Annotated in this window: 25 protein-coding genes; 11 read left to right on the top strand and 14 right to left on the bottom strand. The window is 66.1% G+C overall.

Features of this window, described 5'->3' with window-relative positions:
• Positions 1 to 6: 6 nt before the first annotated feature.
• Both AB4Y40_RS28735 and AB4Y40_RS28730 read right to left on the bottom strand, forming a co-directional pair.
• A complete protein-coding gene (locus tag AB4Y40_RS28735; RefSeq protein WP_368690729.1) occupies positions 7 to 1,563 on the bottom strand; it encodes a methyl-accepting chemotaxis protein in 1,557 nt (518 codons plus the stop codon).
• 191 nt (positions 1,564 to 1,754) lie between these two features.
• Positions 1,755 to 4,277 carry a penicillin acylase family protein gene (locus AB4Y40_RS28730; protein WP_368690728.1) on the bottom strand — a complete coding sequence of 841 codons (2,523 nt, stop codon included), beginning with the start codon at positions 4,275 to 4,277 and terminating at the stop codon, positions 1,755 to 1,757.
• Between the two features lie 231 nt (positions 4,278 to 4,508).
• On the opposite strand from AB4Y40_RS28730, the gene AB4Y40_RS28725 reads away from it, so the two are divergent.
• Positions 4,509 to 4,712 (top strand): DUF3079 domain-containing protein, encoded by a 204-nt coding sequence (locus AB4Y40_RS28725; RefSeq protein WP_368690727.1) that lies wholly within the window; start codon positions 4,509 to 4,511, stop codon positions 4,710 to 4,712.
• Between the two features lie 21 nt (positions 4,713 to 4,733).
• On the opposite strand, the gene AB4Y40_RS28720 is transcribed toward AB4Y40_RS28725, so the two are convergent.
• A complete protein-coding gene (locus tag AB4Y40_RS28720; RefSeq protein WP_368690726.1) occupies positions 4,734 to 5,513 on the bottom strand; it encodes an SDR family NAD(P)-dependent oxidoreductase in 780 nt (259 codons plus the stop codon).
• 178 nt (positions 5,514 to 5,691) lie between these two features.
• Between AB4Y40_RS28720 and AB4Y40_RS28715 the strand changes: the two genes are divergently transcribed.
• Positions 5,692 to 6,564, top strand: a complete 873-nt coding sequence (locus AB4Y40_RS28715) for an AraC family transcriptional regulator (protein WP_368690725.1) — start codon at positions 5,692 to 5,694, stop codon at positions 6,562 to 6,564.
• A gap of 77 nt (positions 6,565 to 6,641) precedes the next feature.
• Here the strand turns inward: AB4Y40_RS28715 and AB4Y40_RS28710 are convergent, their stop codons facing one another.
• From AB4Y40_RS28710 to AB4Y40_RS28695, 4 genes are all read right to left on the bottom strand, one after another.
• The gene (locus AB4Y40_RS28710) at positions 6,642 to 7,421 is read right to left on the bottom strand and encodes an ABC transporter substrate-binding protein (protein WP_324153421.1); all 780 of its coding nucleotides are present in this window, start codon (positions 7,419 to 7,421) and stop codon (positions 6,642 to 6,644) included.
• Between the two features lie 183 nt (positions 7,422 to 7,604).
• Positions 7,605 to 8,252 carry a hypothetical protein gene (locus AB4Y40_RS28705; protein ID WP_368690724.1) on the bottom strand — a complete coding sequence of 216 codons (648 nt, stop codon included), beginning with the start codon at positions 8,250 to 8,252 and terminating at the stop codon, positions 7,605 to 7,607.
• Positions 8,253 to 8,394: 142 nt separating this feature from the next.
• Positions 8,395 to 8,643, bottom strand: coding sequence for a hypothetical protein (locus AB4Y40_RS28700; protein ID WP_368690723.1), 249 nt, complete (start codon positions 8,641 to 8,643; stop codon positions 8,395 to 8,397).
• A gap of 157 nt (positions 8,644 to 8,800) precedes the next feature.
• Positions 8,801 to 9,931: a diguanylate cyclase gene (locus AB4Y40_RS28695; protein ID WP_368690722.1), complete on the bottom strand. Its 1,131-nt coding sequence runs from the start codon at positions 9,929 to 9,931 to the stop codon at positions 8,801 to 8,803.
• A 322-nt stretch (positions 9,932 to 10,253) separates the two neighbouring features.
• On the opposite strand from AB4Y40_RS28695, the gene AB4Y40_RS28690 reads away from it, so the two are divergent.
• Entirely contained in the window at positions 10,254 to 10,718 is a 465-nt protein-coding gene (locus AB4Y40_RS28690; RefSeq protein ID WP_368690721.1) for an LEA type 2 family protein, read from the top strand.
• Between the two features lie 46 nt (positions 10,719 to 10,764).
• Here the strand turns inward: AB4Y40_RS28690 and AB4Y40_RS28685 are convergent, their stop codons facing one another.
• A complete protein-coding gene (locus tag AB4Y40_RS28685; RefSeq protein WP_368690720.1) occupies positions 10,765 to 10,983 on the bottom strand; it encodes a hypothetical protein in 219 nt (72 codons plus the stop codon).
• Positions 10,984 to 11,277: 294 nt separating this feature from the next.
• On the opposite strand from AB4Y40_RS28685, the gene AB4Y40_RS28680 reads away from it, so the two are divergent.
• From AB4Y40_RS28680 to AB4Y40_RS28660, 5 genes are all read left to right on the top strand, one after another.
• A complete protein-coding gene (locus tag AB4Y40_RS28680) occupies positions 11,278 to 12,237 on the top strand; it encodes an ATP-binding protein (protein ID WP_368690719.1) in 960 nt (319 codons plus the stop codon).
• Positions 12,238 to 12,349: 112 nt separating this feature from the next.
• Positions 12,350 to 12,619, top strand: coding sequence for a CsbD family protein (locus tag AB4Y40_RS28675; RefSeq protein WP_342924616.1), 270 nt, complete (start codon positions 12,350 to 12,352; stop codon positions 12,617 to 12,619).
• A 100-nt stretch (positions 12,620 to 12,719) separates the two neighbouring features.
• Positions 12,720 to 13,925, top strand: coding sequence for a paraquat-inducible protein A (locus AB4Y40_RS28670; protein ID WP_368690718.1), 1,206 nt, complete (start codon positions 12,720 to 12,722; stop codon positions 13,923 to 13,925).
• The gene (locus tag AB4Y40_RS28665; RefSeq protein ID WP_368690717.1) at positions 13,922 to 15,220 is read left to right on the top strand and encodes an MlaD family protein; all 1,299 of its coding nucleotides are present in this window, start codon (positions 13,922 to 13,924) and stop codon (positions 15,218 to 15,220) included. The genes AB4Y40_RS28670 and AB4Y40_RS28665 overlap by 4 nt, the downstream gene beginning before the upstream one ends.
• Positions 15,217 to 15,843, top strand: coding sequence for a membrane integrity-associated transporter subunit PqiC (locus AB4Y40_RS28660; protein WP_368690716.1), 627 nt, complete (start codon positions 15,217 to 15,219; stop codon positions 15,841 to 15,843). The genes AB4Y40_RS28665 and AB4Y40_RS28660 overlap by 4 nt, the downstream gene beginning before the upstream one ends.
• Before the next feature lie 38 nt (positions 15,844 to 15,881).
• Here the strand turns inward: AB4Y40_RS28660 and AB4Y40_RS28655 are convergent, their stop codons facing one another.
• Both AB4Y40_RS28655 and AB4Y40_RS28650 read right to left on the bottom strand, forming a co-directional pair.
• Positions 15,882 to 17,363, bottom strand: a complete 1,482-nt coding sequence (locus AB4Y40_RS28655) for an alkaline phosphatase family protein (RefSeq protein ID WP_368690715.1) — start codon at positions 17,361 to 17,363, stop codon at positions 15,882 to 15,884.
• Positions 17,364 to 17,558: 195 nt separating this feature from the next.
• Complete coding sequence (locus AB4Y40_RS28650; RefSeq protein ID WP_368690714.1) at positions 17,559 to 18,404, bottom strand: helix-turn-helix transcriptional regulator; 846 nt, start codon at positions 18,402 to 18,404, stop codon at positions 17,559 to 17,561.
• Positions 18,405 to 18,484: 80 nt separating this feature from the next.
• Here AB4Y40_RS28650 and AB4Y40_RS28645 point away from each other — a divergent pair, with 80 nt between their 5' ends.
• Positions 18,485 to 19,390, top strand: a complete 906-nt coding sequence (locus AB4Y40_RS28645; RefSeq protein ID WP_368690713.1) for an SDR family oxidoreductase — start codon at positions 18,485 to 18,487, stop codon at positions 19,388 to 19,390.
• Positions 19,391 to 19,483: 93 nt separating this feature from the next.
• Here AB4Y40_RS28645 and AB4Y40_RS28640 read toward each other — a convergent pair whose 3' ends face one another.
• Positions 19,484 to 20,680, bottom strand: coding sequence for a phytanoyl-CoA dioxygenase family protein (locus AB4Y40_RS28640; protein ID WP_368690712.1), 1,197 nt, complete (start codon positions 20,678 to 20,680; stop codon positions 19,484 to 19,486).
• Positions 20,681 to 20,790: 110 nt separating this feature from the next.
• On the bottom strand, positions 20,791 to 21,732 hold the full coding sequence (locus tag AB4Y40_RS28635) for a LysR family transcriptional regulator (RefSeq protein WP_368690711.1): 942 nt from the start codon (positions 21,730 to 21,732) through the stop codon (positions 20,791 to 20,793).
• A gap of 185 nt (positions 21,733 to 21,917) precedes the next feature.
• Here AB4Y40_RS28635 and AB4Y40_RS28630 point away from each other — a divergent pair, with 185 nt between their 5' ends.
• Complete coding sequence (locus AB4Y40_RS28630) at positions 21,918 to 23,429, top strand: CoA-acylating methylmalonate-semialdehyde dehydrogenase (RefSeq protein WP_368690710.1); 1,512 nt, start codon at positions 21,918 to 21,920, stop codon at positions 23,427 to 23,429.
• A 65-nt stretch (positions 23,430 to 23,494) separates the two neighbouring features.
• On the opposite strand, the gene AB4Y40_RS28625 is transcribed toward AB4Y40_RS28630, so the two are convergent.
• Complete coding sequence (locus AB4Y40_RS28625) at positions 23,495 to 23,812, bottom strand: VF_A0006 family four-cysteine protein (RefSeq protein WP_368690709.1); 318 nt, start codon at positions 23,810 to 23,812, stop codon at positions 23,495 to 23,497.
• 217 nt (positions 23,813 to 24,029) lie between these two features.
• Between AB4Y40_RS28625 and AB4Y40_RS28620 the strand changes: the two genes are divergently transcribed.
• Positions 24,030 to 25,094 (top strand): LacI family DNA-binding transcriptional regulator, encoded by a 1,065-nt coding sequence (locus AB4Y40_RS28620; RefSeq protein WP_368690708.1) that lies wholly within the window; start codon positions 24,030 to 24,032, stop codon positions 25,092 to 25,094.
• A 10-nt stretch (positions 25,095 to 25,104) separates the two neighbouring features.
• On the opposite strand, the gene AB4Y40_RS28615 is transcribed toward AB4Y40_RS28620, so the two are convergent.
• Positions 25,105 to 25,971, bottom strand: a complete 867-nt coding sequence (locus AB4Y40_RS28615) for a sugar phosphate isomerase/epimerase family protein (protein WP_368690707.1) — start codon at positions 25,969 to 25,971, stop codon at positions 25,105 to 25,107.
• Positions 25,972 to 26,050: the final 79 nt, after the last annotated feature.

Below are 26,050 nucleotides of genomic sequence, written 5' to 3'. Positions count from 1 at the left end.
TTAACGTCAAGCGCCAGCGAACCTGAAAACCGACACCGCCTGCTGCAACTGCGCCGCCTGATCGGCCATCGAGCTTGCCGCGGCAGCCGCCTGCTCGACCAAGGCCGCGTTTTGCTGCGTGACCTGGTCCATTTGCGCGACCGCGCGATTGACCTGCTCGATGCCGGTGCTCTGCTCGCCCGAGGCGGCGACGATCTCGCCCATGATGTCCGTGACGCGCTGCACGGCCGCCGTCACCTCGACCATCGTCGAGCCCGCGCGCTGCGCCAGCGTGGCGCCATTGGCAACGCCCGCCGTCGAGGCTTCGATCAGCTCCTTGATCTCCCGCGCCGAAGCCGCGCTGCGCTGCGCGAGCGCGCGCACCTCGCCCGCCACGACTGCGAAGCCACGCCCCTGCTCGCCGGCGCGCGCCGACTCGACGGCGGCGTTGAGCGCAAGGATGTTGGTCTGGAAGGCGATCTTCTCGATGGTCGCGATGATGTCGGTCATGCGCTTCGCGTCCTGCGCGACCTCGCCCATCGTCCTCGCCACGTCGCTCACCAGTTCGCTGCCGCGCGCCGCGACTTCGGACGCACCACGGGCGAGCCCGCCCACCTGTCGCGCGTTCTCGGCATTCTGCCGCACGGTCGAGGTCAGTTGCTCCATGCTCGTTGCGGTCTCGCCGAGCGACGCCGCCTGCTCTTCGGTGCGCTGCGAGAGGTCCGTGTTGCCTTGCGAGATCTCGCGTGCGGCGAGCAGGATGGAACCGCTCGAGTCGTGAATGTTGGCGACGATGCCAGTGAGTTGCGTACGCATCTCGCCCAGCGCGTACAGCAGGCTGCCCGTATCGCCGCGACGCGTTGCTATGGATACCGAAAGATCGCCGGCCGCGATACGGCCTGCGATTTCCATGGCGCGAGCCGGTTCGCAGCCCAGCTGGCGCGCAAGCCGTTGCGAAATCAGCCAGGCCAGCAACGCGCCGGTCGCGACCGCCCCAAGCAGAATCGCCATGATGAGGGTGCGCATGTGCTGGAATTGCGCCGTGGCTTGGGTCTGCGCGCTCTTCGCCTCGCGTTGCAGCGAATCGATCAGCGCGGCCACGCTGCCGCCTGACGCAACGCTCGCCGCAATGGCACGGCGTACGAGTTCGGCATTGTCCACGCCTGCGGGCACGGGCGCTGAACCGATCTGCTGATGCACGATCGCCTCCCATGCCGAGGTTTTCCCGAGCACGTCGTCGTAAAGCGCGCGGTCGCTGGCCGAGACGCCTGCAGCGGCATAGCGATCCAGCGATTCGTGCATGCGTTTGAGTTGCGCGACGATGTCTTCCTTCAGACGATGGCGTCCCGCTTCGTCGGCGAAGCCCAGATTTGCGGCGTCCAGGTCGGTGCTCAGCTTGCTGCGGGCCGCTTCCTCCAGCCAGAACTGGCCGCTCATGTGGCGGTTGCAGATTTCATCGGCGATGTCATGCATCGATGCCAGCGACGCAACGCCAGCCACACCGATGGCCACCGCAAATACGATCACAACGGCGAATGCTGTCAGCAGCTTTTTGAACACCGTCATGCGATCGAGCCACTTCATGGCTGTCCCCTTATCCGTTTCCGTTTTATGTGGCTCACGGCAAGAGAAAGCCTCGACGCGAGCGCGCCAAGCTTGACGCATTCCCCCCCACCAGGGGTAGGCGTGCAACGGATATAGGGAGAATCAGCCAGCGCTTCTAGCGGTGTCGGCGGAGTTCTGCTAACCGGCCGCGCGCGCCAACCCGAGCACCCTCAGTTTGCGGCCTGCTGCGCGCCGGCCGGCACGAGCTTCAGCGTATGCACCGCTGTGCCCGGCAGGAACGGCGCCGCGTCGCCATGCACCCACGTTTCGTGCCCCGCGAGGAAATACGGCGACATGGGATTGCCCGACTGCCCGCCCGGCATCTCGAAGATGCCGTCCTGCTCGCGCCCCGGCGACACCGCGAAACGCTCGGAGGCGCCGAACGCCGGCGTCTGCACGCGCGGCATGTTGATGTCACCCGGCAGCAGGTCGTGCGGCGCGCTGAGCCAGCCGCGAACCCACGGCACCCACGCCGGCACCATGCGCGCGAACGGATGCGCAATGACCGAGTGGTTGCGCTCGCCCCAGCGCGCCGCTTCGAGCGTGGTGCCCTTGGGCAACCGGGCGATCGCATGATCGATGCGGTCCAGCATGAACGCGCGCCAGTCCGCGAAGCCGCCCGGTATCCACGCGCGATGGTCGGCCAGCGTCTCCATCGTCGCTTCGTAACGCGAGTTCGCCGCGCGATAGCTGAGGTCCGGCGCAATTGCAGCCATCTGCTTGTCCAGTACACCGAACCATGCTTCGTAGAGCGAGTCGTAGAACGCGCGTACCAGCCGGTAGCCGACTGCATTGACATCGGCGCGGCCATCCCACGCCTGAACGAGGCGCTGGAACTCGGCGCGTTGGGGATGGCCATCGAGCGCGCGCGCATCGAGCGCGTCTAGCGCCACGCGTCGCCAGTACGCGATCCAGAACGCGTGGTCGTCGGTCTGTACCGCGAGCATGTCGCGCTCGCTCGCGCGCGGCAGCGCGAGCAGGTCGTTGCGAATCTGCGTGGCGCGCGCGCCGAGATCGGTGCCGGCGTCGCCGATTCGCGCCACATCTTCCATCGGCAAAGTGCGGTTGTTCGCGGTCCAGATGCGGCCGGCCGGCGGATCGATGCGCACTGGATACGCATCGGGCGTCCGATACCCTTGCCAGCCGGCGTACGTTCCGGAGGGGAATGGCAAGCTCGCGAGCGCTGCCGCCTGAGCGTCCACTTCAGCGTCCGCATCGGCATCCGCGAAGCGCGGCAGCGGGCCGGCAAGCGTCCAGCCGATATGGCCTTGCGCGTCGGCCACCATGAAGTTCTGCGTCGGCAGGCCGAAAGTCTGCGCGGCGCGCAACGCGTCGGCAACGTTCGTGATGCCTTCGAGCCGCATGAAGTTCATGTTGGTCGCCTGCGGATCCTGCGCGACCCAATGCAATGCATACGCGCGCTCGCCGGCCACGATCTGCGGCCCCCAGCGCGTTTGCACGACCGGCAGATCGACGCTCGCGCCGCCGTTCACGTCGAGCCGCTCGTGGATCACCTGCGCACGCGCCCATCCACCGTTCGGGACACGGTAGCGCAGTGGGTCGGCCGGATCACGTTGAAGTTCGACCAGATCGACGAAGCGCCCATAGCTGTTCGTGAAGCCCCACGCGATATGGCCGTTGCTGCCGGCCACGACGAACGGCGTACCCGGCAAGCTGACGCCCGTGATGCGCCGCTCGCCGCCCCCCGGCGCGGGATAGACGAGCGAGATCCGGTACCAGATGTTCGGCAGCGACAGGCCGAGGTGCATGTCGCTTGCGAGCAGCGCGCCGCCGTGTGCGCTGTGCGCGCCGTCGACCGCGAAACCGTTGCTGCCGACCATCGAATCGACCGCGCTCCCGGCGCCCGCAAAAGCGTTCACAAAACCAGGCAGGCCGGCGAGCAGCGCGGTGGCCTCCGGTTCGGCATCGACGGCGGACTGCGTTGACGGGAGCCATGACGGCGGCGCGGCGGGCAGTGCCGCCGGCGGCTGCGCCAACGCGCGCAGCCCGTCGAGTGGGGCGTCCCAGTGGCTCGTCTCAGGCAGCAGGAACGCAAGCAGATCGGCCGGCACGCGCTCGCGCAACGCCGCGCGCGAGAGCACGCGCCTCACCTGGTCATACTGCAGATCGAAGTACATCGCGTAGACGGCGAGCACGGTGTCTTCGGGACGCCACGGCGCCGGTTGCGCGCGCAACAGCCAGTATTCGAACGGCCGCGCGCGAAGCGAGCGCAGGCCGTCGTTGACGCCCGCCGTATAGCGCTCGATCAGCTCCCGCTGGTCGGCGGAGAGTGCGGCGAGCGCCGCCTGCGCGTGTTCGCGAAAGCGCAAGGGCCGGTCGCGGCGGTCCAGCGGCAGCGCCGCCGGGCCGATGAGCGCCGCCATCTCGCCGGCGGCGACCCGGCGCAGCAAGTCCATCTGGAAGAAGCGGTCCTGCGCGTGAAGGAAGCCGCTCGCATACGCAACGTCGCCACGCGTGCCGCCCTGCACCGTCGGCACGCCGAGCGCGTCGCGCCCGATCGTCACCGCTGCGGAGAGCGGCGCGGCACGCGTGCCGTCCAACTGCGGCAAGCTGCCGCGCAACGTCAGCCAGCCCGCCAGCACCATGGCGGCCAGAATGATGACGACGGCACACAACAGCATCAGCGGCCACGCACGGCGCCGCTTTGACGGGAAAGGACTCGAACGGGTCATGGAGAAGCACGCGGGTCGTTGTGTTCAGCGCTTCCGGGCGCGGCGACCGGATCGGCCGGACGCCGTACGACCATAGCATGACCCTGTGGCAATAACACACAGGCAGAGCGCCGCGACCTTTCCCCCTTCACCGCGCTTCCTGGGCGCGACACTCTGCCATCTGCCACCGTGCCGCGGAAAGAACACAATCTCAATATTGCGTTCTGCCCGAGACCGCACAGGGGCGACATCATGGCAAAGAAGTTTCCGATTCACCCGCTGCACCCCGAGCGCCTGTGCTGGGGCTGCGACCACTACTGCCCGGCCAACGACATGCGATGCGGCAACGGCCAGAGCCGCACGCAGCATCCGGCCGAGCTGCTCGGCGACGACTGGCTCGAACAGGGCGACTGGGGGATCGAAGCCGACGCCTCCGGCAAAAGTGTCACGCCCTAACGCGCGAAATCAACCGCGCAATCAGATATGAATGCCGCCGGCCACCTCGATGCGCTGCGCGTTCACCCAGCCGAAGTCATCCGACAGTAGACCCGCAATCACCGGCCCCACGTCAGTCGGTAATCCCACGCGGCCCAGCGCGGTATGTTCCGCTACCGCCTTGTTGACCTCCGGATTGTCACGCACGATGCCGCCGCTGAAGTCGGTCGCAATGGCGCCCGGCGCCACGACGTTGACCGCGATCCGGCGCGGCGCGAGTTCGAGTGCCATGTAGCGCGTAAGCGCTTCCACGGCCGCCTTCATCGGGCCATAAATCGCGCGACCCGGATACGCGAAGCGTGCAAGGCCCGAGGAAATGTTCACGATCCGGCCGCCGTCATGAATGAGCGGCAGCAGCTTTTGCGTCAGCAGAAACGGCCCCTTGAAATGCACCGCGAATTGCGCGTCGAGTTCCGCTTCGGTGCCGGCTGCGAGCGTGGCGGTCGAAGAGATGCCGGCGTTGTTCACCAGATAATCGAAGCCCGTTGCATTGAGCTTCCCAAGCGCTTCTCGCAGGCGCGCGACGAAGCCGTCGAACGTGCCTGAATCCGCGATGTTCAACTGCAGGGCGATCGCCCGGCCGCCCGCTTGCGCGACCTCGGCACAGACCTTCTCTGCCTCGGCGTGATTGGTGTTGTAAGTGAAAACCGAGTGGACGCCGCGGCTTGCCAGCCGCAGCACCGTGTCGCGGCCGATGCCGCGGCTGCCTCCGGTGACGACCGCGATTTTCGGGCCCGACTGACTGCCGTTGTGCGTTGCCATTTGGCACCTCGCGCTGTGTTGGGTAGCGTCGATTCTGCGCCTGACGCCACCGGCGAGTGAATACCCGAACCTGCCGGATTCTTGCCTAATCCTGCTTCGCTGACTAAGATGGGTCGGCGCGCACCTTCCTTCGCGCGACCCTGATCGAGCCGCCATGACGAACGAACTGGCCGCCGCCATGCTGCGCTACACGCAAACGCAGCCGGGCACGAGCCCATACAGCACCGCTGTCGACGGAATGCTCGTCCTGCGTTCCGACCACCCCGCGCCGCCCACCTTTCGCTCGGCGAGCCCGGCTTTGTGCATCGTCGCCCAGGGCGCCAAATGGGCCAGTTTTGGCGGGGCGCAACTGGAGTACCGGGCCGGTCAAGCGCTCGTGGTGGGCGTGGAAACGCCGTCGCGGGGCCGCGTGTTCGAGGCGAGCCCGGACCAACCTTGCCTGGTTCTGGTTCTCGAGCTGGACCTGGCCATATTGCGTGCGGTAGCAAAGGAGATGTCGCCTGCACCCGTGCCGGCGGCGGACGCAAGCCGCGGCGTGTTCGTCGCGAACTTCGACGGCCCCCTTGCCGATTGCGCGCTGCGCGCCGTGCGCCTGCTGGACACGCCGAACGCCATCGGCATGCTGTATCCCATGCTGATGCGCGAAATCTGCTACTGGTTGCTAAGCGGTCCGAATGGTTCGGAAATCGCGAGGCTGGCGTCGACCGAAAGCCCTTCTCACAGCCTGCTGCGGGCGGTGGAAAAATTGCGTGCGCGGTTTGCGGAACCCGTACGGGTGGAAGACCTGGCGGCAGTCGCCCAACTGAGTGCCTCGGCGTTCCACCGGCAGTTCAAGGCGCTGACAGGGCTGCCGCCCCTTCAGTACCAGAAGCAGTTGCGGCTGCTGGAAGCGCGCAGACTGCTGCTTTCGCAGTCGATGAGCGTACAGGCCGCCGCATTCGAGGTGGGATACGAGAGCGCCTCGCAGTTCAGCCGCGAATACACGCGAATGTTCGGGGCGCCACCGAAAAAAGATTCTTCTCAAGCGAAGACAATGCGCGAGGCCGCGTAGCCAGTTCCGGTGACACGCGGCGCGAGAGCGGTGCGTCCGCTCTCGCGCCGTGCACGTGTCACGCCGGACGCGTCACATCACTTGCCGTACACGTCGAAGTCGAAGTACTTCTTCTCGATCTTCTTGTACGTACCGTCCTTGATGATGCTGGCGATCGCGCCGTCGATCTTCGTCTTGAGCGCGGTGTCTTCCTTGCGCAGGCCGATGCCGGCGCCGTTGCCGAGCGTGGCCGGATCGTCCAGATCGCCGCCCGCAAAGCTGTAGCCCTGGCCGCGCGGCGTCTTCAGGAAGCCCACTTCGGCCTGCACGGCGTCTTGCAGCGCCGCGTCCACGCGGCCGGCCAGCAAGTCTTGATAGACCTGGTCCTGATTCTGGTAAGGCACGACCTCTACGCCAGCCGCTGCCCAATGCGCCTTTGCATAGGTCTCCTGAATCGTGCCCTGCTCCACGCCCACGCGCTTACCCTTGAGCGATTCCGCGGTCGGCATGATGCCCGAGCCCGTCTTGACGACGAGACGCGTCGGCGTGTTGAACAACTTGTCCGAGAACGCGATCTGCTCTCTGCGCGCCGGGGTCATCGACATCGACGACAGCACGCCGTCGAACTTGCGCGCCTTCAGCGCCGGAATCATGCCGTCGAAGTCGTTCTCGATCCAGACGCATTTGGCATTCAGACGGTGGCAGATCTCGTTGCCGAGATCGATGTCGAAGCCGACCAGTTTGCCGTCCGGGGCTTTCGATTCGAACGGCGGATAGCTTGCATCGACACCAAAACGAATGGTGTCCGCCGCAAAGGCACCGACGCTGGCCGTGGAGGCGATCAAGGCAATAGATACGGCTGCAAACAACTTTTTCATGGGATCCCCTCGGTTCTGGATATCAGGGTGGTCAAGACATGGACACCGCCCGCATGGTTGCGGCGCGGACATTCCCCCGCGGCGCCCGCCGCAAGCGTGATCGACGCTGCGGGGTGCACCTGTGCCCGGTAAGGTAGCAGTCCAGAATACTCGCGTCGAGTCGTCAAAAACAGGCGGAAACACCTATGGCAGGGAAGACCCTAAAGGGAGTTGCAGGTCCCGGTTGATAGCGGCAGTTGAGGGCTTACCGGAATGTCCAGTTGCTCTTGCCGGCGCGCGCCGGTTCGGCAGTTCCGTCATGTCGTCGATCAAGGCGCGTTGTGCGAGATGCTCGTTGGCGAGCGTGAGTTGTTCGATGAGCCGCTCGCGCTCGATATGCTCCGAGATCAGTTTCGCGAAGACATTCAGCGCGCCGCGCGCCCGCGCGTTGACTTCGAGACTCTCGCGGCTGATGCCGCATAGCGTGCCGATGACGGCGCCGCCTTCCGCGCAGACCGGCGCGCTCGCGTAGGTGCAAATGCCGAGGTCCGAGGCCGCCCGCGAATCGCCCCAAATATCCTTGACGTTGCTGACCACGCGCCGCCCGCTTTCCAGACTGCGCTTGCAGAGGGTGTCGAACCACTGAACCTGCAGGCCCTCCATCATCTGCACGTCGCCCTCGTTGCGCGAATAGAGGACGGTCTGCACCTCACGACGGAAGTCCACCGATGTCAGGTAGGTCGACTCAAGTCCGGTCAATATTCCAAGCATTTCGAGAAGCGGCCGCACGAGTCCTTCCAGATTCTGCGCCGCGACAACCTTCTGGGAAAGCCGCTCAAGCAATTCATCCATATTGGCGATTCACCGTAAAGCAATTGAAACCCTGTTGTGGCAACGGCCTGCCAGCCGGGGTTTTGTGCCAATGACAGTAGCAGGTTTTCTATGACGAATCCAAGCGGCTTTATCCCTGATAACGGGCGAGCGTAGTGCCGCTTTAAAAGCGCGTCGCCGGACGAACGGCGCGGCGAAGATCGCGGCGCACTGCGCGAAGCCGCCAGACGCGGCGGCGCGAGCGGGCCGCACGCATGCCCGCACTGTCACGCAATCGGGACAGACCGCTTTCCCGTTCGATGGCGGCGTCGTCTAGCGCGCAGCACGGGAAGTCGATCAGAGCGGAGAAGTCGGATTCTCGCCCAACGGGAACGAAGACTCGGGCGAGTTCGGAGAAGAGGCGCTTGAACATGGGCAGTTATCCGGCATGAACACCGTTGCGGACGCCATTGCCCGGGTAATGATTGGCCTGCCCGGTACGACGCGCCGGGTCGCACGAAGCCGGCGTCGCTGCCGGTTTTCGTCAGCGCGAATTTTCCCTGGAATAAATTTGCCGGGCAAGCATTTCTTTAACGCGATTCGGCGAGGTAGCGGGCTTCGCCTTCCTCGGCATCCGATGTCATGACGACGCGATTGCGCCCCGCCGCCTTCGCGACATAGAGCGCAGCGTCGGCGCGCACCATCGCGCTCTCCAGCGTATCGCCCGGCACGAACCTGCCGACGCCCGCGCTGAGGGTGCAGCGCACCCCTTCGGCGGACGATCGTTCGACAGCGAGCCGCAGCGTATTCGTCAACGTCGCTGCATCGTGCTTTTGCGCGTAGGCAAAGAGGATCGCGAACTCTTCGCCGCCCAACCGCCCGAACAGATCGCATGACCTCAATTGCGCGGAGACGACCGAGGCGACGTGCGCCAGGATGCGATCGCCGACCGCATGGCCGAAGCCGTCGTTGACGGCCTTGAAGTTGTCGATGTCGAGAATCGCGATCGACAACGGATCGCCCTTCTCCCGCGCCTGCGCGAGCAGGACCTGCGCCCTGGCGATGAACGCACGGCGCGTGAGCGCGCCCGTCAGTTCGTCGATCGTCGCGAGCTTTTCCATGCGCCCAAGGATCCGGTCGTGAGCGAGCATCACCATGCCGATCGACATGCAGGGCAACGTGACGATCGCAAGGCCGAGCAGCGCCACGTTCCAGGGCGACGGCTGCACGAACGTAAGCGACGGCACGGCCCCGGAGACGATCGCGGCGATGCGCGCGACATACACGAGCGCACCGACCCCGGCGGCCACGGCGATCAGCCGGCATGCGTAGCGCGTACCCTCGCGCGAGGCGTGCCGCAGCACCAGCGTACCGATCGCGAGCCGCCCATAGATGAGGCCCAGCGAGACGAGCACGCCTCGCGCGCCGACACTGGGCGACACCCACATGAAATAGACCAGCGCAGCGCAGATCATGACCAGCGCCGCCGATTCCGTGTGCCACACGGCGCGCATGCCGAAGAACTGGCGCGTGCCCTGCACGAGCAGCACGACCGCGCCCAGGGTCGCGACCGACGTCGCGACGATCGTGATCGCGCCAGCACCCGGGCCGGCGAGCACGATCCAGGTGGAGGCCGTGGCCACCAGCGCATAGCCCAGACACCAGCGGCCCACGCCCGGCACGGCGGTTCGGATCAGCGAGCCCAGGATGGCGACGCTCATCAGGCAAGATACGATCAAGATCCCGAATAGAGCGAAGGCGCTGAGCATGAGAACGGGCCGGGCAACGAAAGGAGAGAGTCACGACGCGTGAGGCGGCACTCGACCGGTGAAAGCAGATTGAAAAGAATTTCGGCCGCGTGTGGCGCATATTGCTTGAGCGTCGGGGACGTATCGTATCGCAGGTTCGGCCTGAATCCATGCAATCCGGATCGAGCTGGTCGGCCGGCAAGAATCCCGCGAACGATCGACGCTACACTAGGCGGCACTCGCGGACTCGACGATCGAGGTACTTGCCATGCCAGCACCTGACGCCAGGCGCTCAATGCGACTTGTCTGCACCTTGCTTTGCATGCTGTTCTGGCTAGGCGGCTGCGCGGGAATGATGGGAGACCCGCTGCGGGTCAACGTGGCAGGGCTCGAGCCGCTACAGGGCGAAGGCATGGAGATGCGCTTCAACGTGAAGCTGCGCATCCAGAATCCCAACGACACACCGGTCGAATTTAGCGGCGTGTCATTGCAACTGGACCTGAACGGTCAATCGTTTGCCAGCGGCGTGAGCGATCAAAGCGGCGTCGTGCCGCGCTTCGGTGAAGCCGTGATCGTCGTGCCGCTGACCGTGCCGGCCTTCGCCGCCGTGCGCCAGGCTTTCGCCTTTGCGGGCAGCGCACAGGCCGGCAACGTTCCCTACGAAATACGCGGACGCCTGGCCGGCGGCATCGGCGGCGGCACGCGCTTCGTCGATCACGGCAAGCTGTCGCTGCCGACGCAGGGGCTGTTCGGCCCGTGAACGGCGCCAGCGCTCCGGCCGGGTATACCGCGGCTTGCCGCGGCGCTCAGGCGTTACCTCCCTCGACGCCGAGCGCCGGACGCGCTTCGTCCGGCGGAAAGATGTACCAGCTGCCGTCGTCGTGACGGAAGAAGAACATGCCCGATTGGCCCACGGTGCCGTCCGCGCTGACGTAGACGCACGAGCGGTGCTTCCTTGCACCCTGCGCGACACGCGTGACGTGCACGCGCGTGTCCGGCCGCAAGATAAGCCATTTATCGGCCATGGCTCGCAATGATCGTGATTTCCTGCGCATCGTCGTTTCCCTCCCAGCTCACCCCGATGTTCCAACCCCGGCATCCCCATTTATCAGTGCATCGGGCATGCCGGCATGGTCAGACAATCGGCCTTATCGGATACCTTTAAATTCGCATCGCATGTTCCTGCGGCGCCCACGTGGCGGGCTCGTTGCAAACGCAACTGGATATAACCCTATTTACAAGCCGGCAACACACGGCTCTGACAAAGCCGCATAGAATATGCGGATTGCCGGTACTGGGCGCCCCCGTACAGAACCACTATGACGACGCGAGACGCAGATCCGTTAATCGTCGACGACCTGATGGAAGTGGCGCGCATCAACAGCGGTGCGATTGCGCTGCGCCGGCGCCGCATCGATATCCATACCGTGCTGGAAACCGCGCTTGACCTGAGCCGGCCGGCCATCGAGAAGGCGCGGCATGCGCTGGCGGTGAGCAAGGCGGCCGCGCCGCTGCATCTGCACGGCGACGACGTGCGGCTCGCCCAGGTGTTCGCCAATCTGCTCAACAACTCGGCGAAATACACGCCCGCGGGCGGCCGCATCGAGATTGCCGTGGAATGCGACCTGAACCGTGTGGTCGTCACGGTCACCGACAACGGCATGGGCTTCACGCCGGAGGAGTCGTCCCTGCTCTTCACGCTGTTCGGACGCCTGCAGCCCGAGCGGCACATGGACGGACTCGGCGTGGGGCTCGCGTTGTCGAAGAAGCTCGTCGAACTCCATGGCGGCACGATCTCGGCAACCAGCGAAGGCAGGAACCTCGGAAGCCGCTTCGTCGTTTCACTGCCCGTCGACCACGCCTTCGAGCCGGCCGCGCCCATTAACGGAGCCGCCGCCGTCGCCCGGCTCGACGGCACCAAGGTGTTGATCGTCGACGATAACCGCGACGCCGCGGACAGCCTCGGCGAACTGCTTGGCGTACTCGGCTGCGAGTGTGCCGTGTTCTACGACGGGGAAACGGCGCTCGCTGCGCTGGAACGGTCCACGCCGGCGATCGCATTCGTCGATCTCGACATGCCGGGCATCGACGGCTGCGAGTTCGCGCAGCGGGTACGCGCACGCGCAGGCTTGCGCGATCTGTGGCTCGTCGCGCTCACCGGCTGGGCGCAAGCCGGCGACGTGCTGCGCAGCGCGCAGGCCGGCTTCGACCGGCATCTCGTCAAACCCATCGGCCTCGATCAGATCACCGCCGCGCTCACGCTTGCGCGCGAGCGCTGATTCGCCTTTGCTTCATCGATCGCCGTGCTGCGGGCATTCGCGTTGCTCCACCGTGATTGCGCAAGTGGAGCGCGCATATTCAATGACCCACCCTGAGCACAGGAGCACGATCATGGACACGAGACACGCACACGCCGTCGCGAGCGAGGTCGCGGGAGAGGCGCAGCACCTGGCCGGCCGCATGCTGGGCGACCCCGCCATGGGCCTGGCCGGCAAGGCAAAGATCCTGTATGGCAAGTCCCAGCAGGCCCTGAACAATGCCGCCGACGCCACACGCGACAACGTCGCCGACAAGCCCATGACCGCGCTCGGGCTCGCCGCCGCCGTCGGCTTCGCGCTCGGCGCGGCATGGGTCTTGAACCGCAATAAATCGGAAGGCTGAGCATCCGCCGCGGCGCGGGAACGCTTTATGCGCGTGGTCTGAAACAGCCTCACTGATGCGAATCGTGTGTCATCGCGAGGCGTAGTCAGGAGCCCCGCCCATGACGATTGGCTGTCCCGAATGCGGCGCCCTCGAGGACATCCCTCCGCTCGGCCCGCGCATGCTCGCGCGCTGCAGGATCTGCCACTACCCGCTGGAGCGGCGCAGCGGGCGCAGCATCAGCGCTTCGCTCGCCTGCGCCATTACGACATTCGTCCTGCTGTTCCCCGCCAACCTCGCGCCGCTGATGACGGTGCACATGCTCGGCGCCGATCGTTCCGCCGTTCTCGCGTCGGGCATCGTGTCGATCTGGCGCGACGGCTGGCTCGCGCTCGCGCTGTTGCTCGGCGCGTTCGGCATCGTGCTGCCGTTCGTGCGCTTCGGTGTGCTCATGATCGTGCTTGGACTGGTCCGCTTCGGCGTGCGATTCAGGCATATCGGCACGCTCTTTCGCTGGTCCATCGCGCTCGACATCTGGGCCATGCCCGATGTGTATCTCGCGGGCTGCCTCGTCGGCTATGCGCGCGTCACGCAAAACCTCACCGGAACGATCGGGGCGGGAGGCTACTGTTTCATCCTCGCCGCGCTCATGTCGATGCTCACGCGCGCCTCGCTCGATCGCCGCACTGTCTGGCGCGCCATCGTCCCCGACCAGCAAGCGCCGCACGGGCATGGCGCGCTGTCCTGCCCCGTGTGCGACCTCGTCGTGCCCATTGCGCATGAGGGCCGGCCATGCCCGCGCTGCGGCCTGAAATTGCGCGCGCGCAAGCCCGACGCCGTGGTGCGCGCGGCCGCGCTCACGCTTGCGGCGCTCGTGCTCACCGTGCCCGCCAACTTCTATCCGATGACCATGTCGCGGCAGCTCGGGCGTTACGACTCGCACCGCATCATCGACGGCGTTTATCAGCTCTTCCACGTCGGGTTATGGCCATTCGGCATCCTGATCATCTGCACGAGCATCGTGATTCCCGTTGCGAAGCTCGGTGGCATGGCATGGTTCATCACCTCGGTGTTGTGCCATTCGCGCCGGCATCTGCGCGCCAAGGCCCATCTCTATCGCTGGATCGACGAGCTCGGACGCTGGTCGAACGTCGATGTCTTCACGATCGCGGCCTTCGTGCCGCTGATCCACTTCGACGGCGTGGCGGTGGCTAGACCCGCCATCGGCGCGACGGCGTTCGCGCTCGTCGTCTTCTTCACGATGATGGCTTCGCGCAGCTTCGACCCGCGCATGATGTGGGACGCGCATACGCGGAGAAAGCCATGAGCGGCCCGCGTCGCCACCGCACGCAGGCCGAAGTGCGGCGCAGCGCCTGGCCCGGCTGGATCTGGGCCGTGCCGATCGCCGCCATTGGCACGACGGGCTGGCTCGGCCTGCGCGCGCTCATCCATGACGGCGAGACCGTTGTCGTCACGTTCGACAATGCTTACGGCATGAAGCCCGACGACACGATCGTCACGCTGCACGGCGTGAAGGTGGGCACTGTCTCGGACGTATCGCTCGCGCCAGATGGAAAGCATGTCGAAACAAAGCTCCGGATCGACCGGGCGGAGAATCCGTATTTGCGCTCGGGCACGCGGTTCTACCTGCGCGGCGCGAAGGTGGATTTGAGCGATCCGGCCTCGCTGAAGGGCATGCTTTCGGGGCCCGAGATCGTCATGGAGCCGGGTCCCGGCAAACATGCCGACCACTTCGACGGCAGCGATCGCCGGCCTCCGCTCGCACCCGAACACGGCCCGATGGTGACCTATGCGGTGCGCTTCGACGGCGCGGTCGGCAACCTGGAGACCGGCTCGGAGGTGGATCTGCGCGGCTTTCCCGTGGGCACCGTCACGAGCGTGCGCCTGAGCTACGACGCGCGCACGGGCGCGCTGAGCACGCCCGTTCAGCTCGCGCTGGATCCGTCGCAGCTCGGCATCGTCGGCGCGCCGCCGCCCGCGGACGGCAACTGGCGGCCGCTCGTCGACGGCATGCTCGATCACCTCGTCGCCGACGGGCTGCGCGCGCGCCTTTCGCAGGACCCGCCGCTCGTCGGGCCGCGCAAGGTCAATCTCGACTTCGTTGCGGGCGCGGCGGGCGCGACGCTCACCGCCGACAACGGGCTTCCCGTGATTCCGAGCGTCGCCCCTGCCGATTTCGACACCATGACCTCGCGCGCCAGCGACGTGATCGCGAAGATCGACGACCTGCCCATCAAGCAAACGGGCGACGAAGTGCGCAGCATTGCGGCGCACGTGAACGCCATCAGCTCCTCGCCGCAGATCCGCGACAGCCTGAAGCACATCGACCGCTCGGTGGCGCAAATCGATCAGACGCTCGCGCAGGTGTCGCCCCAGATCGGCCCGCTCGTCGCGCAGCTGCGCGAGACGGCGAACGAAGCCGATCGCACCGTCGCGGCGGCCAATCGCACGCTGGGCGCCGACGCTTCGAGCCAGAACGACCTGCCCGCCGCGCTGCGCGAGCTGACCGATACCGCGCGCTCGGTGCGCGCGCTCGCCGACTATCTCGACCGGCACCCCGAAGCGCTGCTGCACGGCAAGGCGCAGGAGGAGAGCCAATGATGCGCCGCCAAGCGCGCTGCGCCGGATGCGCAGCGGCCTCGATCGCGCGACTGCTGCGTGCGGCCGTGGTCGTGGGCATCGGCGCCGGGTTCGCCGGATGTGGCCACAGTCCGCCCACGCGTTACGTCACGCTCAACGCGACGCCCGCGCAAGCGCCGCTTGCCACCGCCGCCATGGCGCCGGTGCAACTGAGCGCCGTGCATATTCCCGCCGTGCTCGACCGGCCCGAAGTGGTGACGCATATCGCGCCCAACCGGCTCGCAGTCGACGACAACGACCGCTGGGGCGCGCCGCTCGCGCAGATGATGCGCAGCACGCTCGCGCAAGACCTGCTGCCGCGCCTGCCGGCCGGCGCATTCGTTTTTCCGGACGCGCCCGCGCCCGCCGGCACGCGCACGCTCGTCGTCACGGTGCTCGACTGCAACGCGAGCGCAGGCGGCACGCTCACGCTGCAAGTGGCGTGGACGCTCCTGGCGGGACAGCCCGCACGCACCACGCTTTCCCAGCAGGCGGCGCTGAGCGCGCCGGTCGAGGGCCACGATGCGACCGCACAAGCCGCTGCGCTCAGTCGCGTGCTCGGCGAACTCGCCGACCGGATCGCGGCATCGATCGCCGTGCGCTGACACGGCGATCGACGGCACCGATGGCTCACCCCGCGGCGCTAACCTCCCGTCTGGAATCCTAACGACGCCGCCTTCGCGCGCAGGTCCGCGAAGCGGTCCACGTTCGGATTGGTCGCGAGCTGCGACTGATCGATCGACGACACCGGGTTCGACGACGACGTTCCGGGCGTCCCCGAGCACTCCCCGCCGAACGTGCCCTGGGCAATCGTGAACGCCGGCGCGTCGGTGCGCGGCGCATCAGTGAAGTCGAGCGCATAGGCGAGATTGAAGGTTGCCGAATCACTGCCGCGCACGCCGAGTGGCTGCAAGCCGAAGCGCCATTGCAGCAGTGCGTGAATGGAACTCGGGTCGAACGGGTAGCGCGTGACCGTGCCCGCGCGAACGCGCGGCCCCAGGAGCGCGAGCGGCACGCGAAAGCCCAGCTTGCCGTCGTTGCCGAGCGCGAGCTCGTTCTTGCTGATCGGCCGCGTGGGCGGCACCACGTGCTCGAGAAAGCCGCCCCATTCGTCGTACACGACGATCATCAGCGTGCGGTTCCAGGTCGGGCTCGTGCGCAGCGCCTCGTACACCTGGCCGAGAAACGCCTCGCCGTTGCGAATGTCCGCGTGCGGATGATCGTCCGCGGAAGTGCCTTGCGGCTCGCCCGCGAACGCCGGATCGACCATGCAGAACGGCGGCAGCGTGCCCGCCTCGGCACGCGCGACGAAATCCGCAAACGGACGCGAAATGCCGACATAGCGCGTGCCGTAGAGCGCCGTGAACGGCACGTCGTGATAGTAGTAGTTGCCGCCGATATTCGCGTCGCTGAGCCGGTCCCAGATCGTAGGGAGCGTCGAATTGTCGATACCGTCGTCGAGGCGGTCCGTTGCGCCGCTGTGCAGATAAAGGCGGTTGGGAAACGTGCTGGTGAGGATGCCGCTGAAGTAGAAGTCGCCGATCGTGTAGCTGCTCGCCACGGCGTCGAAGAACTGCACATCGGCCGACGTGTAATAACCGATGGGCAGCAAGTCGCCCTGATGCAGGCTCGTGCCCGGCGTGAGGAGAAAGCCGTTCATCTCGCCCGAAGCCAGTTGCGTGCGCGCGCCGTCGTAGCTGTGATTGGGGTCCTGGTACGCGCACGCCTGGTAGCCATAGGCGGCGTTCGCCGCGAGCGAAAACGGCGTTTGCGTCGCGCCGAACGCGTCCTTGAACTGGCGGTTCGCGGGCGTGCCTTCGGCGCCCGGCACCCAGCCGAGGAAGTGGTCGAAGGAACGATTTTCCATCGTGACCAGCACGATGAAATCGATGCCCGAACTCGCCGGATCGGGCAACCCCGGGCGCGGCAGGCTATAACGGTCGGCGCCGTCCGGTGAGGGAACGTCGCCGATCGATGGTGCAGGCGCGTCACTGTCGTGGCCGCCCGGGTCGTCACCGCCGCCGCCTCCGCAGCCCGATAGCGCAACACTGCCGGCAACCGCCGCTACGCCGGCGAGAAAACGGCGCCGGTCGTACCCGTGATGCGGGCCATTCTCGTCTCCCATGACACGTCTCCTGGTTGGATGCGACGCCGGCAATCCGCTCATGCCTCGCTGCGGCGAAGCGAAACGCGCTCGCCACGGCGAGCACCGGACGGCCTTTGCCCGCAAGCGTCGCGCCCGCTGTGGTGCAGTCAGGACAAGCCCGGAGTGTTGCGATGGGAGAGGAAGACGAGAGAGGTCAGCATGCGCGCGGCGGTGTCACGACTGCTCGATCAACGCCTTGATGCGTTCGGCCTGCCCGGCATCGACCGGGTTGTAGACGATCATGTGCAGGTCGGGCCGGCCATCGACGGAAAACGCCGACTGCTCGAGCGCGATCAGACCCAGCGTGGGATGGTGCAAGCGCTTCACGTGGTCGGCTTCCGCGTGCGCGAGCACTTCGTTCTCGCGCCACAGGGCGTCGAACTCGGGGCTCACGCTGCACAACTCGTCGACGAGTTCGCCAACGGCCGAAACGAGACCCGCGCGTGCAACGTCGGCCCGGAACGCGCCCACCACGAAGCGCGCCACGTTATCCCAGTCGTGCTGCTTGGCGCGCACGTCCGGGTTGCAGAACAGGAAGCGCAGGATGTTGCGCTGGCCGGGCGGCAGCTTGCCGTAGTCGGTGAGTACGATGGCCGCGGCGCGATTCCAGGCCACGACCTCCCAGGTGGCCGTCTTGACGATGGCCGGGCTGTAGCGCAGCGAGTCGAGCAGGCGTTGCAGCCGCGGATTGACGCCGTCCACGGGCTTGTAGCGCACTTCGGGCGGCCGCCCGAGCCCCAGCATGAAGAGGTGCTCGCGCTCCGGATCGGTGAGCATCAGCGCGCTGCAGATGCGTTCGAGCACCTCCGGCGAAGGCGCGCCGCCACGCCCCTGCTCGAGCCACGTGTACCAGGTCGGACTGATACTGGCCCGCTGCGCCACTTCTTCGCGACGCAACCCCGGCGTGCGCCTGCGACCGCTGAAACCGAAGCTCGCGGGGTCGAGCCGCGTACGGCAGCGCTTCAGGAAGTCGCCGAGCGAGCCCGCCGAGTGGATCGGAATGGAAAGCCTGTTAGTCATCTTAATATGATGAACTCACTACTTTAACGGTATAGAGAATTTGGAGATAGTACGCCAGTCATGACCCAGGAGAGATGACCATGCGTATTTTTCTGACCGGCGCGACCGGCTTCATCGGCTCGGCGCTCGTTCCGGAACTCATTGAAGCCGGTCACGAAGTGATCGGCATGACCCGCTCCGAAGCGGGCGCACAGGCGCTCGCGAGGGCGGGCGCACGCGTGCATCGCGGCACGCTCGAGGAACCGGCAAGCCTGCGCAGCGGCGCGGAGCAAGCGGACGCCGTGATCCACACGGCCTTCGACCACGACTTCTCGCGCTTCGTCGAAAACTGCGAGAAGGACAAGCGCGCCATTGCGGCGCTCGGCGCCGCGCTCGCCGGCTCCGATCGTCCGTTGCTGATCACGTCCGGCACGGGCATCGGTAATGCCCAGCCAGGCGAGCCGGCAAGCGAGGACGTCTTCAATCCGGGTCATCCCAACCCGCGTATTGCTTCCGAGTTGGCTGGGCAGGTACTGCTGGAACAAGGGCTCAATGTAGGCGCGGTGCGGCTGCCCCAGGTCCACAACCCGTTCCGGCAAGGGCTCATTACGCCGCTCGTTGCGATCGCCCGCGAAAAAGGCGTTTGCGCCTACGTGGGCGACGGCCAGAACCGCTGGCCCGCCGGCCATCTCTCCGACGTCGTGCGCCTCTATCGGCTCGCCGTGGAAAAAGGTCAGCCGGGCGCGCGCTACAACGCGGTCGGCGAAGAAGGCGTGACGAGCCGCGCAATCGCCGAGGCGCTGGGCCGCGGGCTCGGCCTGCCGGTCGTTTCGATCGCGCCGGAAGAGGCGGCCGCGCATTTCGGCTGGATGGGGATGTTCGTGGGCCTCGACATGCCCGCTTCGAGCGCGCTCACCCAGGCGCGGCTCGGCTGGCGCCCGACGGGTCCCTCGCTGATTGCCGATCTGAACGAAGCGCGCTTTGCGGAGGTGGGCGCTTCAAATTGATCCGATAGCGGTCCTGAATATCCTCACCTCACCGTCTCGTGGTCGCTAGCGGCCGCGAGACAGGCCCCGTGCTCGACGAGGTCATCGCGGCGCTCACGCGGGGTCGCGTCGCGCGCCCTGCGCGCGCAATGCCTCGGCGAACCGGCCCGGCTCCCAGTCCTCGCGCAGCGCGCGCTGCATGAGTGCCTGCTGGCTTTCCGGCGCGAGGCCACCCAGAGGCGGGTCACGGTCGAGATTCGTGGGAAACGGATAGCCCTCGGCACACGCTGCGATGACCGCCACGGTCGCGAGGTCGACTGCATCGCCTTGGCTCTTCCTGTGCCGCTCGCGCAGGACGGAATAAACCGCCTCGCACATGCTCGTGCGGTCGAGCGCTTCCATTGCGCGCCCCATTGCCGATGAAACCTGCAGCAGGTTCGCCATACGCTGCACGTCGGCGGTGCGGTTCGCGCCCGCGGCATGAAACAGCGCGGGATTGAAGAACAAGGCGTCGCCTTTGGCAAGCGGCAACTGCACGCAATGCGCCTCGAAATACGCGCGGAAATCGGCTCGCCGCCACGCAAGATAGCCCTCGGCATAGCGTTGCGAGTACGGCAGGAGTTTCGTCGGCCCGCTCTCGACCGGCATTTCGCTGTGCGCCACTGCCCCCTGGAGCGTGAGGAAGGCGGAGACGTGATGCACATGCGCCGGATAACGCTGCGCCTCTTCGATCGTCTGGAATCCCAGGTGATAGTCGCGGTGCGCTTCCTGCGCCGCGCCGCCCGGACGCACCACGTTGACCTGCGAGGTCATCTGATAGCACGGTCCGAGCCACGCCTCGCACACGGTCATGAGCGGCAGGTTCGCGAAGTAGTCGACGAATACGGCAGGCGCTTCGAGGCAGAGCTTCTGTTGCGCATTCCAGATGCGGTCGTTTGCGCCCGCCTTTGCAAAATGGTCCGCACCGCTCGTGCCCTGCTCCCGCTCGGCCCGGATGATGGCTTCGAACACGGCGGTCGCATCGTCCACTGGCTGCGTGTTGGAGTAAGCGCGCTCGAGCACCAGCACGCCAGCGCCGTCGCGCAGCACGTGCGCCCATTCCGCCTGCAATTGCGCGCGCTGCGCCGCGTCGAGAAGCACGCCTTCAAGCGCCGCGCAGTCGTACACCGGAATGCTCTGCCTCACATCGCATGCGTAACGCAACGGGCTGCCGTCGTCGCGCAGACGCTCCACGAAGGCCTCCAGCGAGCATTCGCGTTCGACGTACCATTGCCGCCCCAAATCCGTCACCGGTGTTTCGTGCTGGTCCATGCGTCTGCCTCCGTGTTGCGTCAAGCATAACGTCGGCACCGGGCGCCGTGGATACCAATAATCTATCAAGAACGCATCAGGAAGGCGGCGGCATGGCTGCGTGCGCCAGGTCACTCCAGCGGAAAGCCATCCTTGAACGTCTGCCGCAGAAACTCCGTAAAGTGCTTGACCGCTCGCGGCACCTGCGCCCCATACGGCCGCACGACGTGCAATTGCGAAGCGAACGCGCCCACGGGGCGCCAGTTGGGCAGCAGCACGACGAGCTTGCCGGCCTGCAGCGCGGCCTGCGCGCTGAAATCGGGCAACAGTGCGATGCCGAGATGCTCCAGCGCCGCGTCGCGCAACGCCTCGCTGTTGTTCGCCGAGAACGGGCCATTCACCGTCACCGTCTCGCGCGCGCCTTCGGCGCGGCGGCCGGCTTTCTCGAACGACCACACCCCCGCGCCCAGCGGGCGCGGATAGAACAGACAGTCGTGCTGCGCCAGATCGGCGGGCGTTTGCGGCATGCCGCGCTGCTTGAGGTAAGGCCGCGTGGCGACGATGACCGAGCGCGTGTCGCAGAGCTTCCAGGCCACGTGGGTTTCCGGCACCTGCGCGCTATGGCGAATCGCAAGATCGAACCCTTCGGTCGCGATCGAGCTGAGCCGGTCGGAAAGCTCCAGCTGCACGCGCACTTCGGGATGCGTGCGCGAAAACTGCGCGAGACGCGGCACCAGTTGCTGGCGCGCGAAGGCCACGGGCGCGGTGACGCGCACCGTGCCGCGCGCGACATCGGCCATCTCGCGCACGCTCGCAAAGCTGGCGGCAATGCTGTCGAACTGTGCGCGCGTGTCCTCCACGAGCCGCAGCCCCGCCTCCGTGAAGCGCACGCTGCGCGTGGTGCGCTGCACAAGCGGCACGCCCGCCACGCGCTCCAGTTCGGCAATGCGCTGGCTCACCGCCGCCTTGCTCACGCCGAGGCGCGTCGCCGCCGCGGTATAGCTGCCCTGGGTGGCCAGCACATTGAGCCAGTGCAAATGCGTCCAGAGTGCTTCGACTCGCTGTGTATCCATCGATAAAAAGTCCGCGTCAAAACTCGTGATTCCCGCGCCGATACTAGCATGCCGCTCGTGGACTTTTCACAGACCACGCGAGCGATTGTTCACAGCTGAAAACAATCAATTCAGCGCCAGCGTCTTTCCTCGCCCCCGCACCCTCCGTAGACTGGCGGCACGCACTCACCCAACGAGGAGATGACATGCAGCCCTATACCGATTCCGCAGACGTAGTCCACTTCATCGGCGGCAAGACCGGGCGTGGCACGGGCGACCGCACGCAAGCGATCTTCAACCCCGCGACCGGCGCCGCCGCGCGCCGCCTCGTGCTGGGCGAAGTTGCCGACGTGGATGCCGCCGTGGCGAGCGCGAAAGCCGCGTTCCCGAAGTGGCGCGACACGCCGCCGATTCGCCGCGCACGCGTCATGCTGCGTTTTCTCGAACTGATGAATCGCCACGCGGACGAACTCGCGGCAATCATCACGGCCGAGCACGGCAAGGTCTTCTCCGACGCGCAGGGCGAAGTGGCGCGCGGCATCGACGTGATCGAATTCGCCTGCGGCATTCCGCAACTGCTCAAGGGCGACTACACCGAGCAGGTTTCCACGGGCATGGACAACTGGACCGTGCGCCAGCCGCTGGGCGTGGTGGCCGGCATCACGCCGTTCAACTTCCCCTGCATGGTGCCGTGCTGGATGTTCCCGGTGGCACTCGCAGCCGGCTGCACGTTCATCCTCAAGCCTAGCGAGCGCGACCCTTCGGCATCGCTCTTCATGGCGCGTCTGCTCAAGGAAGCCGGCCTGCCCGACGGCGTGTTCAACGTCGTGCAAGGCGACAAGGTCGTGGTCGACGCCCTGCTCGCGCACCGCGACGTGAAGGCCGTGAGCTTCGTGGGCTCCACGCCGATCGCGAACTACATCTACGAGACCGGTGCGAAGCACGGCAAGCGCGTGCAGGCGCTCGGCGGCGCCAAGAACCATATGGTCGTGATGCCCGACGCGGACCTCGACAAGACCGTCGACGCCCTGATCGGTGCAGGCTACGGCTCGGCCGGCGAGCGCTGCATGGCGATCTCGGTGGCGGTGCTGGTGGGCGATGTGGCCGACAGGATCGTGCCGCGCCTCGCCGAGCGCGCACGCAGCCTGATCGTGAAGAACGGCATGGAAGCCGATGCGGAAATGGGCCCGATCGTCACGAAGCAGGCGCTCGAGCGCATCGAAGGCTATATCGCGAGTGGCGTGGAAGAAGGCGCGACGCTCGTGGTGGACGGGCGCGGCCTCAAGGTGCCGGGCCACGAAGCAGGCTTCTTCACCGGCGGCACGCTGTTCGACAACGTCACGCCCGAGATGCGCATCTACAAGGAAGAGATCTTCGGACCGGTGCTCGCCTGCGTGCGCGTGAAGGACTTCGCTGAGGCCGTGCAATTGATCAACGATCACGAGTTCGGTAACGGCGTCGCCTGCTTCACGAGCGACGGCCACGTGGCGCGCGAGTTCGGCCGCCAGATCGAAGTGGGCATGGTGGGCATCAACGTGCCGATTCCGGTGCCGATGGCATGGCACGGCTTTGGCGGCTGGAAGCGCAGCCTCTTTGGCGACATGCACGCATATGGCGAAGAAGGCGTGCGCTTCTATACGAAGCAGAAGTCGATCATGCAGCGCTGGCCGGAAAGCACCGAAAAGGGTGCGGAGTTTTCGATGCCGGTGGCGAAGTAACGGTTGTTGGTGAAAGCAAAAAGCCCACTTCGGTGGGCTTTATTTTTGGTTCATCGCGGGCGGCGTTACATCTGCCCCCGCCGCGAGCAGATCTGGGCGATGCGCGAGATCGCGGACGGTTCCCTCGCACCGGGCATATTCTGCAGGATGCACTCATGGTATGCCTTCTCGCGCGGCAACAGCATTTCGCCGTTCCGGTACAGCGCATAGCACGAGCGCTGGATATAGTTCGATGCCATCTCATTACGGGCGTCGCGCAAGCCAGCCAGCATGCAGTCATCATAGGACGACTGACCATAGGCCAGCGCGGCATGCGCGGTCAGGAGACCCAGCACGCCAATCGCAGTGCGCAGGGCGGCGCTCCATCTGCCATTCTTTACCATGACGTTCCTTATTATGCTTCTTGTCTGTCTGCGTGAGTTTGCGTGGCGTGGACACTGGCCTCGCAGTCGCAGCAGTGTAGCAAAGGACGTCATTTATGCATCGAAGGAAGTGTCACCTGAGAGTCGGCATTGGTCTCATGACGACTTCCGTATTGCGAGCTTCGTACGAGGTTCATGCGATTGAGGGAATACTGCTGCAAACGGACGGAGACGCCCCATGACGGACACCGCATCGCCGCGCCGCAAGCGCACGGCGCGTTTCGTGGAGATTGCCGAAGCCGCGGGCGTGAGCCCCGCCACGGTGGACCGCGTGCTCAACGAGCGCGGCAGCGTGTCCGCCGCGATGCGCGCGCGGGTCGTTGCGGCCGCCCGCCAGCTCGGCGTGCCGCGCGTATTACCCGAAACGCATCACGGGCTCGTGCATATCGACGTTCTGCTGCCGCAAAACAGCACGCCGTTTTTCCAGCGGCTGACGCTGGGACTCGAGCGCTCCATGCAGATGCTCGACCGGCGCATCGTGCTGCACCGGCAGTTCCTCCCCGAAGCCGACGACGCCGTCATTACCCGCGCCATCCTGCAGCCGAACTACAAGCGCGCGGGCCTGATCGTCACCACGCACGACACGGAGGCGGTGCGCGACGCGCTGCGCACCGTGATCGACCAGGGCGAGGCCGTGGTGACGATGGTCACCGACATCGACGGGGTCGAGCGCGTGCATTACGCGGGCATCGACAACCGGCTTGCGGGGCGCACGGCGGGCTATTTCGTCGGGCGCCTCGCAAAAGCGCCGGGCCGCGTGCTGCTGATCTGCTCGCGCAAGGACTATCACGCGCATATCGAACGGATCAGCGGGTGCCGCGAACAGCTGGCCGAATCGTTTCCGCACCTCGTCTGCGACGAAGAGGCAGTGGAAACGCTCGACGACGTGGACCAATGCCATCGCGCGGTGCTCAAGTCGCTCAAGCGCGGCGGCGTGGTCGGCATCTACAACAGCGGCTATGCGTCGGCAGGAATCGAGGCCGCGTTGCGCAAGGTGGGCGCGACGGGAAAGATCGTGTGGGCAGGCCATGAAATGCTCGACCTGCATCGCCAGTACATCGAGCAAGGAACGATGGATATCGCCATCGACCAGGACCCGGACGGTCAGGTCATTTCAGCGTTGCAGCACGCGCTCAACGCATGCGGCGTGCTCGAAACGCCCGCGCCGCCGGGGCCGGTGGAGTTCCGGATTTTTTGCTCGGCGAATGTGCGGCGCAATCCGTATCTGGGCGTGGGGAATTGAGTGACTGGCTTCACGCCGCGGCACTGTCGCGCGCGGATTCCTTTTCGACCGCTTGCCACAACTCGCGAATCCAGTCGCGCATGAGCAGCGATTCGCGCCAGCGGTCGGTCGTGTCGTTGCCATCCGGCCCGATGATCGCGTAAGGCTGCGGCCCCAGCTCGCAGGTGAACGCGAGCGTGTCGTCCGCGCCCGCGCGCTTGCGCCACGAATGAAAGCCGTAGCGCCACCAGTCGAGAAAGAGATCCACCCATTTGCGGTGCGGCGCGAACGACAGCTCGATCTGCACCTGCTCGCGGCTCGCCACACGGCCATGAAACGCCCACGATGCGTCGAGTATGCGATGCATGAGCGCGTGATTCTCCTGCGAAACCGGCCACGCGAACTCGCGCCCCACCAGGTAGTGCGAAATGTCGCCGAGCAGCTTGAGGTCCGGGCGCGCATCGAGCAGATCGAGCGTGAAATACAGGTCCGTCGTCATGCGGTCGCGATGCGTTTCGATGTAGACCGGGATCTCCACCTGCTCGGCTAGCCGCTGCCAGCCGTCCAGCAACGCGAGCGCCTCGCGCTGCGTGCGCGGGCGCACGTCGGGCTGCAGGTCGACGTGGTGCAGGCCGAATTCGGTTGCGAGTTCGAGCACCGGTTGCAGGTCGTCGACGGTCGTCGGGAAGCATTGGCCTTCCGCCGCCAGCCCGTAGGTCTTGCGCAGTTCCGCGAGGCGCTTCACGTCCTCGCGCTGCGTGCAGTGCGCGCTCACGCCGTCGAAGCCCGCCTCGGCGATCATCCGCACGTTTTGTTCGAGCGTGCGCTCGTAGCCGTCGCTATGGCGGCGTTCCATCGACCAGAGCGACTGGAACACCAGGAGTCGTTGCGCCATCATGTCTCCGTTTTTCGTCTCAAAGCAGCCTCTTGAGCTTGACCTCGGGGTTGGCCAACGCCGATGGCAACGCGTAGCGCAC

The organism is Paraburkholderia sp. EG287B (assembly GCF_040965595.1).
GTDB lineage: Bacteria > Pseudomonadota > Gammaproteobacteria > Burkholderiales > Burkholderiaceae > Paraburkholderia.
This window is presented reverse-complemented; position numbering and strand designations above follow the sequence as displayed.

What these genes read in the sequence shown, in the direction of transcription:
- AB4Y40_RS28735 (WP_368690729.1), bottom strand. Translation starts at nt 1,563, where the DNA reads ATGAAGTGGCTCGATCGCATGACGGTGTTCAAAAAGCTGCTGACAGCA.
- AB4Y40_RS28730 (WP_368690728.1), bottom strand. Translation starts at nt 4,277, where the DNA reads ATGACCCGTTCGAGTCCTTTCCCGTCAAAGCGGCGCCGTGCGTGGCCG.
- AB4Y40_RS28725 (WP_368690727.1), top strand. Translation starts at nt 4,509, where the DNA reads ATGGCAAAGAAGTTTCCGATTCACCCGCTGCACCCCGAGCGCCTGTGC.
- AB4Y40_RS28720 (WP_368690726.1), bottom strand. Translation starts at nt 5,513, where the DNA reads ATGGCAACGCACAACGGCAGTCAGTCGGGCCCGAAAATCGCGGTCGTC.
- AB4Y40_RS28715 (WP_368690725.1), top strand. Translation starts at nt 5,692, where the DNA reads ATGCTGCGCTACACGCAAACGCAGCCGGGCACGAGCCCATACAGCACC.
- AB4Y40_RS28710 (WP_324153421.1), bottom strand. Translation starts at nt 7,421, where the DNA reads ATGAAAAAGTTGTTTGCAGCCGTATCTATTGCCTTGATCGCCTCCACG.
- AB4Y40_RS28705 (WP_368690724.1), bottom strand. Translation starts at nt 8,252, where the DNA reads ATGGATGAATTGCTTGAGCGGCTTTCCCAGAAGGTTGTCGCGGCGCAG.
- AB4Y40_RS28700 (WP_368690723.1), bottom strand. Translation starts at nt 8,643, where the DNA reads ATGTTCAAGCGCCTCTTCTCCGAACTCGCCCGAGTCTTCGTTCCCGTT.
- AB4Y40_RS28695 (WP_368690722.1), bottom strand. Translation starts at nt 9,931, where the DNA reads ATGAGCGTCGCCATCCTGGGCTCGCTGATCCGAACCGCCGTGCCGGGC.
- AB4Y40_RS28690 (WP_368690721.1), top strand. Translation starts at nt 10,254, where the DNA reads ATGCGACTTGTCTGCACCTTGCTTTGCATGCTGTTCTGGCTAGGCGGC.
- AB4Y40_RS28685 (WP_368690720.1), bottom strand. Translation starts at nt 10,983, where the DNA reads ATGGCCGATAAATGGCTTATCTTGCGGCCGGACACGCGCGTGCACGTC.
- AB4Y40_RS28680 (WP_368690719.1), top strand. Translation starts at nt 11,278, where the DNA reads ATGACGACGCGAGACGCAGATCCGTTAATCGTCGACGACCTGATGGAA.
- AB4Y40_RS28675 (WP_342924616.1), top strand. Translation starts at nt 12,350, where the DNA reads ATGGACACGAGACACGCACACGCCGTCGCGAGCGAGGTCGCGGGAGAG.
- AB4Y40_RS28670 (WP_368690718.1), top strand. Translation starts at nt 12,720, where the DNA reads ATGACGATTGGCTGTCCCGAATGCGGCGCCCTCGAGGACATCCCTCCG.
- AB4Y40_RS28665 (WP_368690717.1), top strand. Translation starts at nt 13,922, where the DNA reads ATGAGCGGCCCGCGTCGCCACCGCACGCAGGCCGAAGTGCGGCGCAGC.
- AB4Y40_RS28660 (WP_368690716.1), top strand. Translation starts at nt 15,217, where the DNA reads ATGATGCGCCGCCAAGCGCGCTGCGCCGGATGCGCAGCGGCCTCGATC.
- AB4Y40_RS28655 (WP_368690715.1), bottom strand. Translation starts at nt 17,363, where the DNA reads ATGGGAGACGAGAATGGCCCGCATCACGGGTACGACCGGCGCCGTTTT.
- AB4Y40_RS28650 (WP_368690714.1), bottom strand. Translation starts at nt 18,404, where the DNA reads ATGACTAACAGGCTTTCCATTCCGATCCACTCGGCGGGCTCGCTCGGC.
- AB4Y40_RS28645 (WP_368690713.1), top strand. Translation starts at nt 18,485, where the DNA reads ATGCGTATTTTTCTGACCGGCGCGACCGGCTTCATCGGCTCGGCGCTC.
- AB4Y40_RS28640 (WP_368690712.1), bottom strand. Translation starts at nt 20,680, where the DNA reads ATGGACCAGCACGAAACACCGGTGACGGATTTGGGGCGGCAATGGTAC.
- AB4Y40_RS28635 (WP_368690711.1), bottom strand. Translation starts at nt 21,732, where the DNA reads ATGGATACACAGCGAGTCGAAGCACTCTGGACGCATTTGCACTGGCTC.
- AB4Y40_RS28630 (WP_368690710.1), top strand. Translation starts at nt 21,918, where the DNA reads ATGCAGCCCTATACCGATTCCGCAGACGTAGTCCACTTCATCGGCGGC.
- AB4Y40_RS28625 (WP_368690709.1), bottom strand. Translation starts at nt 23,812, where the DNA reads ATGGTAAAGAATGGCAGATGGAGCGCCGCCCTGCGCACTGCGATTGGC.
- AB4Y40_RS28620 (WP_368690708.1), top strand. Translation starts at nt 24,030, where the DNA reads ATGACGGACACCGCATCGCCGCGCCGCAAGCGCACGGCGCGTTTCGTG.
- AB4Y40_RS28615 (WP_368690707.1), bottom strand. Translation starts at nt 25,971, where the DNA reads ATGATGGCGCAACGACTCCTGGTGTTCCAGTCGCTCTGGTCGATGGAA.